15 protein-coding genes are annotated in these 15,481 nt (G+C 32.7%); 11 read left to right on the top strand and 4 right to left on the bottom strand.

Features of this window, described 5'->3' with window-relative positions; genetic code table 11:
- The first annotated feature begins 68 nt into the window (after positions 1 to 68).
- The 6 genes from pnp to HQN85_RS04375 all read left to right on the top strand — a co-directional run bounded on the left by pnp (position 69) and on the right by HQN85_RS04375 (position 8,940).
- Positions 69 to 2,204, top strand: a complete 2,136-nt coding sequence (gene pnp / locus HQN85_RS04400) for a polyribonucleotide nucleotidyltransferase (protein ID WP_173269184.1) — start codon at positions 69 to 71, stop codon at positions 2,202 to 2,204.
- 183 nt (positions 2,205 to 2,387) lie between these two features.
- Positions 2,388 to 3,059 (top strand): ribulose-phosphate 3-epimerase, encoded by a 672-nt coding sequence (gene rpe / locus HQN85_RS04395; RefSeq protein ID WP_173269182.1) that lies wholly within the window; start codon positions 2,388 to 2,390, stop codon positions 3,057 to 3,059.
- Between the two features lie 9 nt (positions 3,060 to 3,068).
- Positions 3,069 to 5,510, top strand: coding sequence for a TonB-dependent receptor (locus tag HQN85_RS04390; protein WP_173269180.1), 2,442 nt, complete (start codon positions 3,069 to 3,071; stop codon positions 5,508 to 5,510).
- 45 nt (positions 5,511 to 5,555) lie between these two features.
- Positions 5,556 to 6,623, top strand: coding sequence for a 3-phosphoserine/phosphohydroxythreonine transaminase (gene serC, locus HQN85_RS04385; protein WP_173269178.1), 1,068 nt, complete (start codon positions 5,556 to 5,558; stop codon positions 6,621 to 6,623).
- Positions 6,624 to 6,626: 3 nt separating this feature from the next.
- A complete protein-coding gene (locus HQN85_RS04380) occupies positions 6,627 to 7,577 on the top strand; it encodes a D-2-hydroxyacid dehydrogenase (protein ID WP_173269176.1) in 951 nt (316 codons plus the stop codon).
- Positions 7,578 to 7,704: 127 nt separating this feature from the next.
- Positions 7,705 to 8,940 carry a DUF1015 domain-containing protein gene (locus HQN85_RS04375; protein ID WP_173269174.1) on the top strand — a complete coding sequence of 412 codons (1,236 nt, stop codon included), beginning with the start codon at positions 7,705 to 7,707 and terminating at the stop codon, positions 8,938 to 8,940.
- A gap of 44 nt (positions 8,941 to 8,984) precedes the next feature.
- On the opposite strand, the gene HQN85_RS04370 is transcribed toward HQN85_RS04375, so the two are convergent.
- The 3 genes from HQN85_RS04370 to HQN85_RS04360 form a co-directional block, all read right to left on the bottom strand.
- Entirely contained in the window at positions 8,985 to 9,515 is a 531-nt protein-coding gene (locus tag HQN85_RS04370; protein ID WP_173269172.1) for a hypothetical protein, read from the bottom strand.
- An 11-nt stretch (positions 9,516 to 9,526) separates the two neighbouring features.
- A complete protein-coding gene (locus HQN85_RS04365; protein ID WP_173269170.1) occupies positions 9,527 to 9,811 on the bottom strand; it encodes a putative quinol monooxygenase in 285 nt (94 codons plus the stop codon).
- Positions 9,812 to 9,873: 62 nt separating this feature from the next.
- A complete protein-coding gene (locus HQN85_RS04360) occupies positions 9,874 to 10,653 on the bottom strand; it encodes an SAM hydrolase/SAM-dependent halogenase family protein (RefSeq protein WP_173269168.1) in 780 nt (259 codons plus the stop codon).
- Between the two features lie 102 nt (positions 10,654 to 10,755).
- Between HQN85_RS04360 and HQN85_RS04355 the strand changes: the two genes are divergently transcribed.
- From HQN85_RS04355 to HQN85_RS04335, 5 genes are all read left to right on the top strand, one after another.
- Positions 10,756 to 11,715: a PhoH family protein gene (locus HQN85_RS04355; RefSeq protein WP_173269166.1), complete on the top strand. Its 960-nt coding sequence runs from the start codon at positions 10,756 to 10,758 to the stop codon at positions 11,713 to 11,715.
- A gap of 31 nt (positions 11,716 to 11,746) precedes the next feature.
- Positions 11,747 to 12,022: a hypothetical protein gene (locus tag HQN85_RS04350; protein WP_173269164.1), complete on the top strand. Its 276-nt coding sequence runs from the start codon at positions 11,747 to 11,749 to the stop codon at positions 12,020 to 12,022.
- A 90-nt stretch (positions 12,023 to 12,112) separates the two neighbouring features.
- A complete protein-coding gene (locus tag HQN85_RS04345; protein WP_173269162.1) occupies positions 12,113 to 13,066 on the top strand; it encodes a phosphoribosylaminoimidazolesuccinocarboxamide synthase in 954 nt (317 codons plus the stop codon).
- Positions 13,067 to 13,103: 37 nt separating this feature from the next.
- Positions 13,104 to 13,490, top strand: a complete 387-nt coding sequence (locus HQN85_RS04340) for an STAS domain-containing protein (RefSeq protein WP_173269160.1) — start codon at positions 13,104 to 13,106, stop codon at positions 13,488 to 13,490.
- A gap of 6 nt (positions 13,491 to 13,496) precedes the next feature.
- Positions 13,497 to 14,408: a ribonuclease Z gene (locus tag HQN85_RS04335; RefSeq protein ID WP_173269158.1), complete on the top strand. Its 912-nt coding sequence runs from the start codon at positions 13,497 to 13,499 to the stop codon at positions 14,406 to 14,408.
- A 112-nt stretch (positions 14,409 to 14,520) separates the two neighbouring features.
- On the opposite strand, the gene HQN85_RS04330 is transcribed toward HQN85_RS04335, so the two are convergent.
- Entirely contained in the window at positions 14,521 to 15,474 is a 954-nt protein-coding gene (locus HQN85_RS04330) for an MlaD family protein (RefSeq protein WP_173269157.1), read from the bottom strand.
- Positions 15,475 to 15,481: the final 7 nt, after the last annotated feature.

The following is a 15,481-nucleotide window of genomic DNA, read 5'->3' as shown; positions in this document are numbered from 1 at the left end:
AATACAAGAAGAAGTATATATAAACACGATCTGTTCGAAAGAGGAAAAACAGGTCACAACAATTAAATATGAATGTAATAAAAAAATCGTTTGATTTAGGCGATGGAAGAATTGTAGAAATTGAAACAGGTAAATTGGCTAAACAAGCTGATGGTGCTGTTGTAGTTAAAATGGGAGATACCATGTTGTTAGCAACAGTAGTATCTACAGTTGGTGCAAAACCAGGTACAGATTTTTTACCATTATCGGTAGATTATCAAGAAAAATATGCGGCTACTGGCCGTATTCCAGGAGGATTTTTACGTCGTGAGGCAAGATTATCTGACTATGAAGTGTTAATTTCTCGTTTGGTAGATAGAGCTTTACGTCCTATGTTCCCTTCAGATTATCACTCTGATACACAAGTAATGATTTCATTAATCTCGGCTGATAAAGATATCATGCCAGATTGTTTAGCTGGTTTAGCGGCATCTGCTGCTTTAGCAGTTTCTGATATTCCTTTTAACGGTCCAATATCTGAAGTACGTGTAGCTAAAATTGATGGAAAGTTGATTATCAATCCATTAGCTAGCGAATTAGAACGTGCAACTTTAGAATTTATGGTTGCTGGTTCTGCTAACGATATAGGTATGGTTGAAGGGGAGTGTGATGAAATTCAGGAAGATGAAATGGTTGAAGCTTTAAAATTTGCACATGATGCAATTAAAGTTCAATGTGCTGTTCAGCTTGAATTAACTGAAGCTACTGGGAAAACAGTAAAACGTGAATATAACCACGAAGATCATGATGCTGATTTAAAAGCTAAGGTTTATGCTGATACTTACGATAAAGTTTATGCAGTAGCAAAATCTGGTTCAAATAAAGATGAGCGTAAAGTTGGTTTTACTGCAATCATTAATGAGTTTTTTGAGGCAATGCCCGAAGATACAGCAGATTTAACTAAGGCAATGGCTAAGCATTATTATCATGATGTGCAGTATGACGCAATTAGGAATCTATTATTAGATGAAGGAATTCGTTTAGATGGTCGTAAAACAACTGAAATTCGCCCAATTTGGAGTGAAGTAGGTTATTTACCTGCAGCACATGGTTCTGCAGTATTTACACGGGGTGAAACCCAATCATTAACATCAGTTACTTTAGGTAGTAAAGATGATGAGCAAATGATTGATGGCGCATTCTTTAATGGTTACAACAAATTTTTATTACACTATAATTTCCCTGGTTTCTCAACTGGAGAGGTTAGACCTAATAGGGGTGCTGGACGTAGAGAAATTGGTCATGGTGCTTTAGCTCAACGTTCTTTGAAAAAAGTATTACCAGAAGGAGCAGAAAATCCATACACTATTCGTATCGTTTCTGATATTTTGGAATCTAATGGTTCTTCATCAATGGCAACTGTTTGTGCTGGTACTTTGGCATTAATGGATGCAGGTATTAAAATCAAATCTCCAGTTTCTGGTATTGCAATGGGTTTAATTACTGATGAGAAAACTGGTAAATATGCTATCCTTTCAGATATTTTAGGTGATGAAGATCATTTAGGAGATATGGACTTTAAGGTAACTGGTACTGAAAATGGTATTGTTGCTTGTCAAATGGATTTAAAAATCAATGGTTTATCTTACGATGTATTAACTAAAGCATTATTACAAGCTAAAGAAGGCCGTTTACATATTTTAGGTGAGATGAAGAAAACCATCGCTAAACCTAATGAAGATTTAAAACCACACGCTCCACGTATCGTTTCTTTAAGTATTGATAAAGAATTTATTGGTGCAGTAATAGGTCCAGGCGGTAAAATTATTCAAGAAATGCAACGTGAAACTGGCGCATCTATTTCTATTGAAGAGGTAGGTAATAAAGGTATCGTTGAAATTTTTGCTGATAATAAAGCTGCAATTGATGCAGCTGTTGCACGCATTAATGCAATTGCTGCTAAACCAGAAATTGGCGCTACTTACCAAGGTAAAGTAAAATCTATCATGCCATTTGGTGCATTCGTAGAAATTATGCCAGGTAAAGATGGTTTATTACACATCTCTGAAATTTCATGGGAGCGTTTAGAAACGATGGATGGTGTTTTAAAAGAAGGCGACAAAATTGAAGTTAAATTGTTAGATGTAGATAAACAAGGTAAAATGAAACTTTCTCGTAAAGTTTTGTTGCCAAGACCTGAAAAACCTGCAGCTCCACAAGCATAGTGAATTAATTGTCATCCTGAGCTTGTCGAAGGATAAATATCAAAACCCTTTCAGTTTTTACTGGAAGGGTTTTTTATTGATGAAATTTTAGTATTTGCTAGCAAGAAAATCTCCTAGTTCTTTTGTAACTTGCCAATATTACCGTCATCGCTTCGTATTTGGCATGACGAAAACACAACTAAAATGAAACAAATAATTGCTCCATCAATACTTTCTGCTGATTTTGCTAATCTGCAACGCGATACTGAAATGATTAATACTAGTGAAGCTGATTGGTTCCATGTTGATGTGATGGATGGTGTTTTTGTGCCTAATATTTCTTTTGGTTTTCCTGTGTTAAAAGCAGTCAAGAAATATGCGAAAAAACCATTAGATGTACATTTGATGATTGTAAATCCTGAAAAGTACATTCAAGAATTTGCAAAAGAAGGCGCTGATATTATTACAGTACATTACGAAGCTTGCACACATTTGCATCGTGTTGTACAAATAATTAAAGATGCAGGATGTAAAGCAAGTGTAGCACTTAATCCACATACTTCTGTGAGTTTGTTAAAAGATATTTTGGTTGATTTAGATATGGTTTTGATTATGTCTGTAAATCCTGGTTTTGGTGGTCAGCAATTTATACCTCAATCTCTAAACAAGATTGTAGAGTTAAGGAAACTGGCAAATGAAACCAATCCAAATCTATTAATTGAAGTTGATGGTGGTGTTAGTATTTCAAATATCGAAAGTTTAATTAAAGCTGGTGCTAATGCTTTTGTAGCTGGTAATGCAATTTTTGGGGCATCCAGTCCAACTGAAATGATTGCTAGTATGAAAAATATTGATATCAACTCAACCCAAATCTAATTTCCTTGAATGCGCAAAGTTTATCTGTTAATTCTAGCTTTATTATTAGGATTTACGTTGGTAAATGCTCAACCTTTGGTAAGAGTTACGGGTGGAGTACAAGATTCGAAATTTGATCCCTTACAGCAAGTTACAGTTACAATTCTTGGTCAACAGGAATCTACATTGACAGCTCCAGATGGTAGTTATACTATTTATTCTAAGACAACATCATTTACAGTCAAATATAATTTGCTTGGTTATAAACCAATATTGATTAAAATAAATGAAAAAACTGCAGGTCGTATAGTCAGAAATATCATCTTAATGCCTAATATAAATGAATTAGAACAAGTTACTGTAACTAATAAGCAAAATCAGTTAAGCAATACAAGTACCATTAATATTGCAGATTTATCTTCCTTACCTTCAGTTTCTGGAAATTTTGAATCTGTTCTAAAAACTTTACCTGGGGTATCTACTAATAATGAATTGAGCTCACAATACAGTGTGAGAGGCGGAAATTTTGATGAAAATTTAGTTTATATTAATGATGTTGAGATCACTAGGCCAACATTGATTAGGAATGGACAACAGGAAGGTTTAAGCTTTATTAATGGAGATTTAGTGTCAAGAGCCAAGTTCTCTGCTGGTGGTTTCGAAGCCCGTTATGGCGATAAATTATCTTCTGTTTTAGATGTTAAATATGATAAGCCAGATAGTAATCAACTTGTTTTAACGACAGGATTTCTTGGGACATCCTTTAGTGCTAAATATGTAAGAGATAAAAGTTTTTTATTAACTGGTTTGCGCTATAAAAATAATAGTAGTGTACTAAATAAACAAGATAATAAAGGAAATTATAGTCCAAACTTTGGAGATGTGCAACTACTTTATCAATACAGATTCTCAGATAAATTTAGCTTAAGTGCATTGGGTAATTATAATATTGGCCAATTTAAATTGGTACCTGAAGATAGAGAAACCCAATTTGGTACGCTCGACACTCAACTAAGATTAAATATTGCATACAACGGGCAAGAAATAGATAGCTACCGCACAGTTGGTGGAGCTGTAACTGGTATTTTTAGTCCAAAGCCTAATGTGGTAATTAAATGGATTAACAGTTATTTTAACACAAAGGAAAAAGAACGATTTGACATTGAAGGACGATACATTTTTGATGAGCTAGAAACAGGATTTGGTTCTGCTGGTTTTGCTTCTGTACGTGTAAATAGGGGCATTGGAACCTATTTAAATTATGCACGTAATAGCTTAAATTCACAAACGTTTAGTTCTGAAATTAAAGCAGATCAAAACTTTGATAATCATGTTTTTTCTTGGGGTATTAGATTAGAGCTCAATAAATTTAAAGATGAATTAAATGAATATCATCTAACCGATTCGGCTGGTTACATTTTACCTTATGATGCCAAGAAATTTTTCTTAGAACAATCAATTAAAATAGCTAACAAAGTTGATATAAATAATTTAACAGCTTTTATTCAAGACAGTTATAGCTTAACAAAAAATACAGATCTACAATTAGGAGTTAGAGGGAGTTATAATAATTTATCAAATCAATTATTAATAAGCCCACGTTTATTGTTAGCCTATCGACCAGCTAGTAATAACAAAATTATTCGTTTTACTGCAGGAATTTATCAGCAGGCACCAACTTATCGTACTATCAGAGCTTACGATGGAGTTTTAAATCTAAATCAAAAGGCACAACGATCCTATAACACTTCAGCAGGTTTTGATTATGCATTTGATGGACTAGGTACGCGATTAAAATTTAGCTCTGAAGCATATTTTAAATATTCAGACAGATTAATACCTTATGTAATTGATAATGTTAGAATTAAATATCTTTCATCAGAAATAGCTAAAGGACATACCTACGGCATGGATTTTAGTGTTGGAGGTGAGTTTGTAAAGGATTTAGTTTCATATTTTAGGCTTTCTTTTATGAAAGCAGATCAAGACATCATAGGTGATTCCTACGTAAAGAAAGATAAATCTGGTTCATCAATAGTTATATATCCAGGTTACTTAAAAAGACCAACTGATCAGCGAATTAATTTTTCTGTTTTCTTTCAGGATAGATTATTAAAAAGTCCTACTTACAAAGTACATTTAAATATGCTGTACGGATCTAGGTTGCCAATTGGTTCTCCTCAAAGTGATCATTACTCTGATGAATTCCAAATACCTGCCTATAAGCGAGTTGATATTGGGTTTTCTAAAGATTTTTTAGATGATATCGCATTGCGAAAACCTAAATTATTAGATAAATATTTTAGTTCGTTTATTGCTTATTTCGAGGTGTTTAATTTGCTCAATATCAATAATACAGTATCTTATTTGTGGTTAAAAGATGTAGACAATGTGCAATATGCTGTTCCAAATTACTTAACTGGTAGACAATTCAATTTTAAATTGATTTTAAAGTTCAAAAGTCATCAATAAGTGCGACTGATTTACTAGATTTACGTCCATAAAATTTTAGATAAAATGAGACATAATTTTGGTGCAGGCCCCTGTATTTTACCTCAGGAAGTATTTAAACAAGCTTCTAGAGCAGTTTTAGATTTTAAAGACGGTTTATCAATTTTAGAAATTTCCCATCGTACCCCCGAGTTTGAGGGTGTGGTAGAAGAGGCGACAAAATTGGTAAAGGAACTTTTAAATGTACCATCAGGATACTCCGTTTTATTTTTACAAGGTGGAGCAAGTTTACAATTTGCAATGGTGCCAATGAATTTGTTGCCAGAAGGAAAAACAGCTGCTTATTTAGAAACTGGAGTATGGGCAAATAAAGCGATTAAAGAAGTTAAGTTTTTTGGCAACGCTAATATCGTGGCTTCTTCAAAAGAATCTAATTATACCTTTATCCCTAAAGACTATACCATTCCAGAAGATAGTGCATATTTTCACTGCACTTCAAATAATACCATTTATGGAACAGAAATGTTTACTTTACCAGTAACAAAGGTTCCGGTTGTATGCGATATGTCATCAGATATTATGAGCCGTGTAATTGATGTTTCTAAGTATGATTTAATTTATGCAGGAGCTCAGAAAAATATTGGCCCAGCAGGATTGACCATCGTAATAGTTAAAGATGAAATATTAGGAAAAACAGGTAGAGGAATTCCTTCAATGCTAGATTATAAAGTGCATATAGAAGGTGGCTCGATGTACAATACTCCGCCAGTATTTTCAATTTATGTAGCAATGTTAAACTTAAATTGGTTAAAATCTAAAGGCGGTGTTGCAGAAATTGAACAGGAAAATAAGGCAAAAGCTGAAGCACTATATAAAGAAATAGATAGAAATCCATTTTTTAAAGGAACTTGCGCAGTTGAAGATCGCTCAAGAATGAATGTGTGTTTTGTAATGGAAAATCCGGAATTAGAAAAATCATTTGCAAAATTTGCTGATGATAATGGTTTCGAAGGTTTAAAAGGGCATAGAAGTGTTGGTGGATTTAGAGCTTCAATGTACAATGCACTTCCAATTACAAGCGTTCATGCTTTAATAGATTTAATGCAAACTTTTGAAGAAAAACAAAAAAGCTAAATTATGATTAAGATACTCGCCAATGATGGCATAGACCCAATTGGGAAAAAATTACTAGAAGAAGCTGGTTTTCAGGTTGATAATCAAACAATTCCTCAAGATAAATTAGCTGAAGCCTTATTAAATTATGATGGAATAACTGTTCGTAGTGCTACAAAACTTAGAAAAGAATTAATTGATGCTTGTCCAAATATCAAATTGATTGGTAGAGGTGGAGTTGGTATGGATAATATTGATGTGGATTACGCAAGAAGTAAAGGTGTGGCTGTAGTAAATACACCAGCAGCTTCGTCGTTATCTGTTGCTGAATTAGTTTTTTCACATTTATTTACAGGCATTCGCTTTTTGCATGATTCTAATCGTAAAATGCCAATTGAAGGAAATACTAAATTTAATGACTTAAAAAAGGCTTACGCTAAAGGGATAGAATTAAAAGGTAAAACTTTAGGTGTAATTGGTTTTGGAAGAATTGGAAGGGAAACAGCTACCATCGCTTTACGTTTAGGAATGAATGTGTTAGCATATGATCTTTATCCTTTTAACGGCTCTATTTCTTTAGATTTCCAAGGTGGGATTAAAGTTGATGTACCTGTACAAACGGTGAGCTTAGCGGAAGTAATTTCACAAAGTGATTTCATTACTTTACACACACCATTTGCTGATAAACCAATTTTAGGTACAGAAGAATTTGCTGCAATGAAATCTGGAGTAGGTATTGTAAATTGTTCTCGTGGAGGAACTATAGATGAGCCTGCACTAATTGAAGCTTTAAATTCTGGTAAAGTAGCATTTGCTGGTTTAGATGTTTTTGATAACGAACCAACACCAATTGAAGCTATTTTAACACATTCTAAAATATCGTTAACTCCACATATTGGTGCTTCTACTAATGAAGCTCAAGAACGTATAGGAACAGAATTAGCAAATTTAATTATCGATCATTTTAAGAAATAACCTATTCTTATATAGATTTTAAAACCTTCAGCTAAAACTGGAGGTTTTTTGTTTAGAAATTAACTTGTAATTATTTTGAAAAGCAGGTTAATCCCGACTATCTTAGTCTAGCCATTTATAAATCTTTATGCCGAGAATAAAGCCGTTTTGTGCATTAAAACCTGCGCCTACTTTACTCAATACAGTGGTTACTCGACCGCTTGAAAATTATGGCATTGGACAAGCCAAGTTAATAGCCTCAGAAAATCCCACTAGCTTTTTACATTTAATTAATCCAGAATTGGATAATCCCTATTTACGTGGCTCAAGGCAAGAATTGATTTATAAAAAAGTTGCGGAAAACTTAGAAGGTTTTATAGAAAAAGAAATCTTAATAGCTGAAGAAAATCCCTGTATTTATATTTATCAGATTGTACATGATGGTTTAGTGCAAACTGGAATTTGGACTTTAACACATATCAATGATTACTTAGAGGGAAATATTAAAAAGCACGAATTAACTGTAGAAGCGAGAGAAAAATCACTGGCTGAGTATTTGCAACAAACTGGCTTGGACGCTAATCCGGTACTAATTACGTATCACCCAAATCAAATCATCCAGCAATTGCTGGAAAAATATAAAGCTTTAAAAGCAGATATAGATTTCACTTTTGTAGATGGAACACAACATCGCATTTGGAAAATTGATCGTCAACAAGATTTAGATAAAATAGTAAATGCCTTTGCAGAAATGCCAGAAGTTTATATTGCAGACGGGCATCATAGAGCTGCATCAATGGCTAAAATGGGTTTGCATAAAAGAACAGTATTTAGCGAAGATAATGCTCAATTTAACTATTTTACCACCGTTTATATGGATACGGAAGAAGTGAAGGTTTTAGCATATCATCGTTTAGTAAGAGATTTAGCTGGTTTAACTGAAGAAGAATTTTTCCAGAAGATTTCGGCAGATTTTGAAGTAAAAAAAGTAGATCAGTTTATTAAACCAACAACTTTGCATCATTTTGCAATGTATTTAAAATCGGGTTGGTATACACTAATCGCGAAACAACATACTTATACTGAAGATCCGGTTAATATTTTGGATGTTAGTATTTTACAAAATTTTGTTTTGGGACCTATTCTAAATGTTAAAGACCCAAGAAAAGATGCAAGAATTAAGTTTGAAGGAGAAAAAACACCTATAAACATTTTAGAAAGGCAAATAGCTAATGGAATAAATGTAGTTGCTTTTATTTTAGCTCCTATAGCCATAGAGCAATTAATTAAAGTTGCTGATGCAAATAAAGTGATGCCGCCCAAATCTACTTGGGTAGAACCTAAATTTTTGGTGGGTTTATTAACGCACTATTTTAACAAGTAATTTAAAGCAGTTTAAGGAACAAAAGTCTAATTTTTTCAATATTGTTAGTTTGCTTTTTTATAATTTTTAAGCTGCTTGTTTTTAACGTTTAAATAATAAGCCAGTATCGCTCCACCAATTAGTAATAGAAGTATAAATAAATAAGCTAAATTTCTGGATTTCTCTAGTTTATTAATACTATTATTTAAAGATTCATTTTGATCTTGCAAATTTTTAATGCTTCTTCTATAATTCTGTATACTTTCAGAATTTGAGTTTACAGCTGTTTTAACTTGCTCAACCTGCAAATCTTTGTAGTCTAATAATATTTTTAATTCTTTAAAAATGTCATTATCATTTAATGCAATTTGCCTTAAAATCTCATTTGAATTTCGGATATCTCTCTTAGTTTGAAAGCCAAATATGCCTGTTTTTGTATTTAAGCTTTCATCATATTGTCCGAACTTCGCACTTCTTTCGGCTAATAAAGCATTAATTTTTAATCGTTGTATTTCGTAAGCTGAAGTATCTTGTGCAAATAGATTTACAGCAATTGAGCTTAGAATTAGAAATAAGAAAGCTGTTTTTTTGATCATGATTTACTTTTTTATTTTTCAAGCAAACTCCATGCCTCAGCTTTGCTTTCAAAATTAGGTTTTACTTTTGCCCAAGTTTGCTGAAAAAAATCAGAATTACGATAAAGCTCTAAATGCTCTGCAGATTGCCAGTTACTAATTGTGAAAAATAGTTCAGGTTGACTTTCATGTTGCAGTAATTGCACACCATTACATCCTTCAAAACCAGAAATTAATGGTTTTACTTGATTGAATAAAATTTTAAATTCTTCTACAAAACTAGGAGTGAAGTGCATTTTTACAACTCGAACTAACATAATTTTGGTATATGGTTTTATGAAACTAATTGAGGTGCATTAGCCTTAAGATAATGATAATATTAAGGATGAAATTCTACCCGTACAATATCGCTTAAATGCAAGCCTAATAACCCACTAGCTTTACCCTTATTTATAGCGATTTCTAAATGGTTACTAATGCCAAATAAACAGAGTTTTTCTCCTTCAGGAACTTCGTTATAATGCCAACTTAATTGAGTGATAGTTTCGCTTTTTCTAAAGTATAAAGTGAAGTCTCTATTGCGTTGTATTTTTGTGAAAAGATCTTTCGTGATATTAGTAATTACATTGCAAAAAGTATCAATATAGATTACACTTCCTCTAATTATATCTCGCTCAATTACAGGGTGCAAAAGCATCCGTTGTTCAATGTCTCCTGTAGGTAAACCAATGTCTTTTAACTTTCCGCCTTTGGCTAAATGAATTGCTGCTTTTACAAAAATATCTACCAAGGGAAAGTGCAAATATTTTAAATCCTGCATAATATTTAACTCCACCAATTCATCAGGCGCTTCATCTAATAGCAGAGAAAAAATCCCGTTATCGGCACCCACAAAATAATGATCTTTATAACGAAGTGCGATATATTTTGTGTTTTCGCTAAATACAGAATCGATACCAATTAAATGGACTGTGTTTTTGGGAAAATAAGGGTAAGCGTTTTTAAGTACGAAAGCAGCGTAAGAAATATTGAAAGATGGAACTTCGTGAGTAATATCTATAATATTGGCAGTAGGCAGAATACTCAAGATACTGCCTTTTAAAGCAGCCTGATAAAAATCCTTTGAACCTAAATCTGTCGTTAATGTTATTATAGCCATTAAAAATTCAATATTTATTCTTATTCTTGTGTATAGGCAAATCGCCTACAAATATTCAATTTTTAAATCAAAATATACACTTCTAAATAAAAATACAATATTTTGAACGAACTAAAGCTAACATTAGAAACAACAGACCAAGTACAATTTTGGGGCGCCAACAATGAGCATTATGAATTAATCAAAAGTGCTTTCCCAAAATTAAAAATAGTAGCGAGAGGAAATGATGTAAAAGCTTTGGGCGATGAGGCTGAGCTTAAGTCATTTGAACAAAAATTCGAGCAGTTAGTTGCTCATCTCGAAAAGTATGGAACACTTTCTCATAACGATGTAGAATCTATTTTAGGGTCTAAAAAAACGGCTGAAAAAACAGATGAGACATCAACTGCAGCAATTAATACTGGAGAGGTAATCGTTTTTGGTAATCATGGTTTAATGATTAAAGCTCGTACCGCTAATCAACGTAAAATGGTTGACAGTATTAGTAAAAATGATGTATTATTTGCCATAGGTCCAGCTGGAACTGGGAAGACATATACAGCTGTAGCTTTGGCAGTTAGAGCTTTAAAGAACAAAGAAATTAAGCGCATTATTTTAACTCGACCAGCTGTAGAGGCAGGAGAAAGTCTTGGTTTTTTACCTGGCGATTTAAAAGAAAAAGTAGATCCTTATTTACGCCCACTTTATGATGCGTTGGATGATATGATTCCGCCAGAAAAGTTAAAATTATATTTAGAAAATAGAACAATTGAAATCGCACCATTGGCATTTATGCGTGGTCGTACATTAGATAATTGTTTTGTAATCTTAGATGAAGCTCAAAATTCTACAGATTTACAGTTAAAAATGTTTTTAACACGTATGGGTCCAACTGCAAAGTTTATAGTAACGGGTGATGTTACGCAGATAGATTTGCCTAAAAAAGCACAATCCGGTCTACATAATGCTTTAAGGATATTGACAGATATTAAAGGAATTGATGTAATTTACCTTACTGGAGAAGATGTTGTGCGACATAAATTGGTAAAAGCCATATTGAAAGCATACGGAGATATTCAATAATGGAAAATGAGTTTGCTCAAATGTGATTTAAATGCAACAGCTAATTCTAAACGAAAAATTAATTTTATCTATTGAATCTTTAGGTAAAAAAGTTAGATTAATCATTTCAGAGCTTGATACAGAATTGGCTTGTCGAAAAGAAACAATAAAGAATTTGGAGCGATTTTTAATAGAATACGAAGCGAAAATATTTAAAGGAAGATTACAATTACATAAATACAACGAAATAATTGAAGTTGTGCTTAAAAGCAAGCCTATTGCAGTAATATCTTCAAGTGATTTTAAAAGCATCATTGATAATTTATAGTCAACTATTTAAAATATTTGGCTGTAATTCCTAGGTATTTCCGACCTCTAACTTCGGTCTTTCCGACTTTTTTTCTATTTTTATACCCTCATGAAAGCAATCAAAGAAACCCATTTTAATTTTCCTCAGCAAACCAATTTCTATAAAGGTAAGGTACGCGATGTGTACACCATTGATGATCAATTAATGGCTATGGTAGTTACCGATAGAATTTCCGCATTTGATGTAGTTTTACCAGAAGCTATTCCTTTTAAAGGACAAGTTTTAAATCAAATTGCTGCTAAATTTTTGGCTGCTACGCAAGATATTGTCCCTAACTGGGTTTTGTCTACTCCAGATGAGATGGTTACAATTGGAAGGATCTGCGAACCATTTAAAGTAGAAATGGTTATTAGAGGTTATTTAGCCGGCCATGCTTGGCGTGAATACAGTGCAGGTAAAAGAGAAGTTTGTGGCGTTGCTTTACCAGAAGGATTGAAAGAAAACGATAAATTACCTCAACCAATTATTACACCTACAACAAAAGCTGCTGTTGGGCATGATGAAGATATTTCTAAGCAAGATATTTTAGCCAAAGGCATAGTTTCATTAATAGATTATACACAGCTTGAGGAATATACACGAGCTTTATACAAACGTGGAACAGAGATGGCTGCTGAGCGTGGTTTGATTTTAGTGGATACCAAATATGAGTTTGGTAAAGTAGGAGATACAATTTACTTAATTGATGAAATTCATACACCAGATTCATCTCGATATTTTTATGCTGATGGCTACGAAGAGCGACAAAAAACAGGTGAAGCCCAAAAGCAATTATCTAAAGAATTTGTTCGTAAATGGTTAATTGAAAATGATTTTCAGGGAAAAGATGGTCAAGTAATTCCTGAAATGACACCTGAGATTGTGAGTTCAATATCAGATCGTTATATTGAATTATATGAGCAAATTACGGGCGAAAAATTTGTTAAAAATCCTTCGTCAAGTATTGTAAACAGAATAGAAGAAAATGTCAAAAATGCGATCAATGATTTATTATCAAGATAATATTCGTTACTTTCGTTTTATATAAATAGATAAGACCATGAAATTCTCTACAGATAAACACGAAAAATATGTTGTTTTAAAATTGGATGAACCAAAGTTTACCAATGACAATACACCAGCATTAAAATCTGAATTTATCCTCTTAAATACTGAAGGCTATCGTAATATTGTACTCGATTTATCGGCTGTAAAGGAATGTAATGATTCACAAGATTTAAGCTGCTTATTAGTAGGAGATAGACTTTGCAAAAGTGCTGGCGGTATATTTATAGTTTCTGGAGTAAATGCTGCAATTGCTAATATTGTAAAAATTTCTAATCTTCATCACTCAGTTACTTTTGTGAATAAATTGGATGAGGCTACAGATTTAATCTTTATGGAAGAAATAGAGAAAGAATTACGTGGTAGTGTAGATAAAGGATAATTTTTAATGAAATTTGAAGTAACCATTTTGGGTAGCAGCTCTGCAACCCCGGTCTACAACAGAAATCCTACTGCCCAATTATTAAATTGTAATGAAAAATTTTATCTAATTGATTGCGGTGAGGGTACTCAGCAACAACTGATAAAATTTGGAATTAAAGCTTCAAAAATAGATTACATTTTTATTAGCCATTTACATGGTGATCATTATTTCGGACTAATCGGGCTGCTTTCTAGCATGCATTTGAATGGTCGGATTAAACCAATGTACATTTTTGCCCCTAAAGCAATACAGGAAATATTAGAGCTTCAATTTAAGCATTCTGATACTACATTAAAATATGAATTGGTTTACTTCGTAATTGATCCAACACAGCCTGCTGTAATTTTTCAAAATAACGATGTTACTGTAGAAACAATTGTATTAAATCATCGTATTCCTTGTACAGGATTTAAGTTTACAGAGAAAAAACGCTTGCGTAAATTATTAGTTGAAAAGCTTGAAAAAGATAATGTTCCATTAGAATTATATCCACTATTGAAAAGGGGAGTAGATTTAGATTTACCTAATGGACAGGTTTTAAAAAACATAGATTACACTACAGATTCTGCCCAACCAAAATCATATGCATATTGTTCAGATACATTAATGGATGAGCGTTATTTCGATAGCATTAAAAATTGTGATACATTATATCATGAAGCTACTTTTTTACATGAAATGTTAGAACGAGCAAATGAAACGCATCACACTACTGCTTTACAAGCAGCAGAGGTTGCTAAGATAGTAAACGCAAAGAAATTACTAATTGGTCATTTTTCTTCTCGTTATAAATCACTTAATGAGCTTTTAGAAGAAGCAAAAACTGTTTTCCAAAATACAGAACTGGCTATTGAAGGAATAACATTCCAAATATAAGTTGTTTGCTCTACGATGACTGGTATTACCCATTTAACTTAATTAAACGTTTACTCATAAAAAAGCCGCAAATAAAATTTTATATCTGCGGCTCCTATATTATTAAGTTAAATTACTTATCTGTTTTATTACCTCCTCCAAACACAGAGAAATGTACGTAACGCTTAGGATTTGCCTTTAAATCAATCATTAAATTATCTAGATTTTTAGCAGCATTCGTCAGATTATCATACATCTGTTTATCATTAATTAGCTGACCTAAAGAACCTTTTCCGTTTTTAACGTCAGTAACTATTCCTTGTAAATCAGCAACTGCTTTATTGGCGTTATCTATAGTTTGTTTAAAGTTTAATGCAGCCACTTTATCTGTTACTGTATTTAAATTTGTTAAAACAGCATCAATCTTAGCTCCATTATTTTTAAAGTTCGCAGTAATTGCCTCAACATTTGATAGAATAGCGGAGAGTTTTGAACTTTCTGACCCTACCAATGCATCCACTTTTTTAGAAGTTGCTTCCAAAGAACCCAATGTAGAAGCAATACTAGTAAAGCTTCTATCCACATTTTTTTGGAAATTTGGATTAAGAATAGAGTTTACGCTAGTTAAAATCGAATCCATTTTAGCTATCAACAGTTCTGCTTTTTTCTGAACAGGTTGAACAGTTTCCATTAAACCTTTAACCACATTTGCATTTAAAGTATCTCCATCTTTTGCAAAGTTTCTATCATTCCCTAAAATCATAACAATCGCCTTTCCTCCTAAAAGATCGGTGCTTTCTAATCTAGCAATGGTGTTCTTCGGAATTTCATATTCATCCTTCACTTTTAAGGTCGCAATAATAGTTCCGTTAGGTTGTAAAGTTAATTTGTCAACTCTACCAATTTGAAAACCATTAATTAATACAGGTTTTGAAACGCCTAAACCATCAACGCGAGAATATATAGCGTATAAAACCGTTTCGCTAGAAAATATAGAATTCCCTTTTAAAAAGTTATAGCCAATTATTAATAAGGCAATGGCAAATGCTGCTAATACGCCTACTTTGGTTTCGTTTTTTATCTTCACTTAGTTT

The sequence above is a fragment of the Pedobacter boryungensis genome, assembly GCF_013204825.1.
In the GTDB taxonomy this organism is placed as follows: Bacteria; Bacteroidota; Bacteroidia; order Sphingobacteriales; family Sphingobacteriaceae; genus Pedobacter; species Pedobacter boryungensis.
Note: the sequence above shows the minus strand (reverse complement) of the source record. Positions and strands in the feature narration are given on the sequence as shown.

What these genes read in the sequence shown, in the direction of transcription:
- HQN85_RS04370 (WP_173269172.1), bottom strand. Translation starts at nt 9,515, where the DNA reads ATGATCAAAAAAACAGCTTTCTTATTTCTAATTCTAAGCTCAATTGCT.
- serC (WP_173269178.1), top strand. Translation starts at nt 5,556, where the DNA reads ATGAGACATAATTTTGGTGCAGGCCCCTGTATTTTACCTCAGGAAGTA.
- HQN85_RS04340 (WP_173269160.1), top strand. Translation starts at nt 13,104, where the DNA reads ATGAAATTCTCTACAGATAAACACGAAAAATATGTTGTTTTAAAATTG.
- HQN85_RS04390 (WP_173269180.1), top strand. Translation starts at nt 3,069, where the DNA reads ATGCGCAAAGTTTATCTGTTAATTCTAGCTTTATTATTAGGATTTACG.
- HQN85_RS04380 (WP_173269176.1), top strand. Translation starts at nt 6,627, where the DNA reads ATGATTAAGATACTCGCCAATGATGGCATAGACCCAATTGGGAAAAAA.
- HQN85_RS04365 (WP_173269170.1), bottom strand. Translation starts at nt 9,811, where the DNA reads ATGTTAGTTCGAGTTGTAAAAATGCACTTCACTCCTAGTTTTGTAGAA.
- HQN85_RS04350 (WP_173269164.1), top strand. Translation starts at nt 11,747, where the DNA reads ATGCAACAGCTAATTCTAAACGAAAAATTAATTTTATCTATTGAATCT.
- rpe (WP_173269182.1), top strand. Translation starts at nt 2,388, where the DNA reads ATGAAACAAATAATTGCTCCATCAATACTTTCTGCTGATTTTGCTAAT.
- HQN85_RS04375 (WP_173269174.1), top strand. Translation starts at nt 7,705, where the DNA reads ATGCCGAGAATAAAGCCGTTTTGTGCATTAAAACCTGCGCCTACTTTA.
- HQN85_RS04345 (WP_173269162.1), top strand. Translation starts at nt 12,113, where the DNA reads ATGAAAGCAATCAAAGAAACCCATTTTAATTTTCCTCAGCAAACCAAT.
- HQN85_RS04360 (WP_173269168.1), bottom strand. Translation starts at nt 10,653, where the DNA reads ATGGCTATAATAACATTAACGACAGATTTAGGTTCAAAGGATTTTTAT.
- HQN85_RS04335 (WP_173269158.1), top strand. Translation starts at nt 13,497, where the DNA reads ATGAAATTTGAAGTAACCATTTTGGGTAGCAGCTCTGCAACCCCGGTC.
- pnp (WP_173269184.1), top strand. Translation starts at nt 69, where the DNA reads ATGAATGTAATAAAAAAATCGTTTGATTTAGGCGATGGAAGAATTGTA.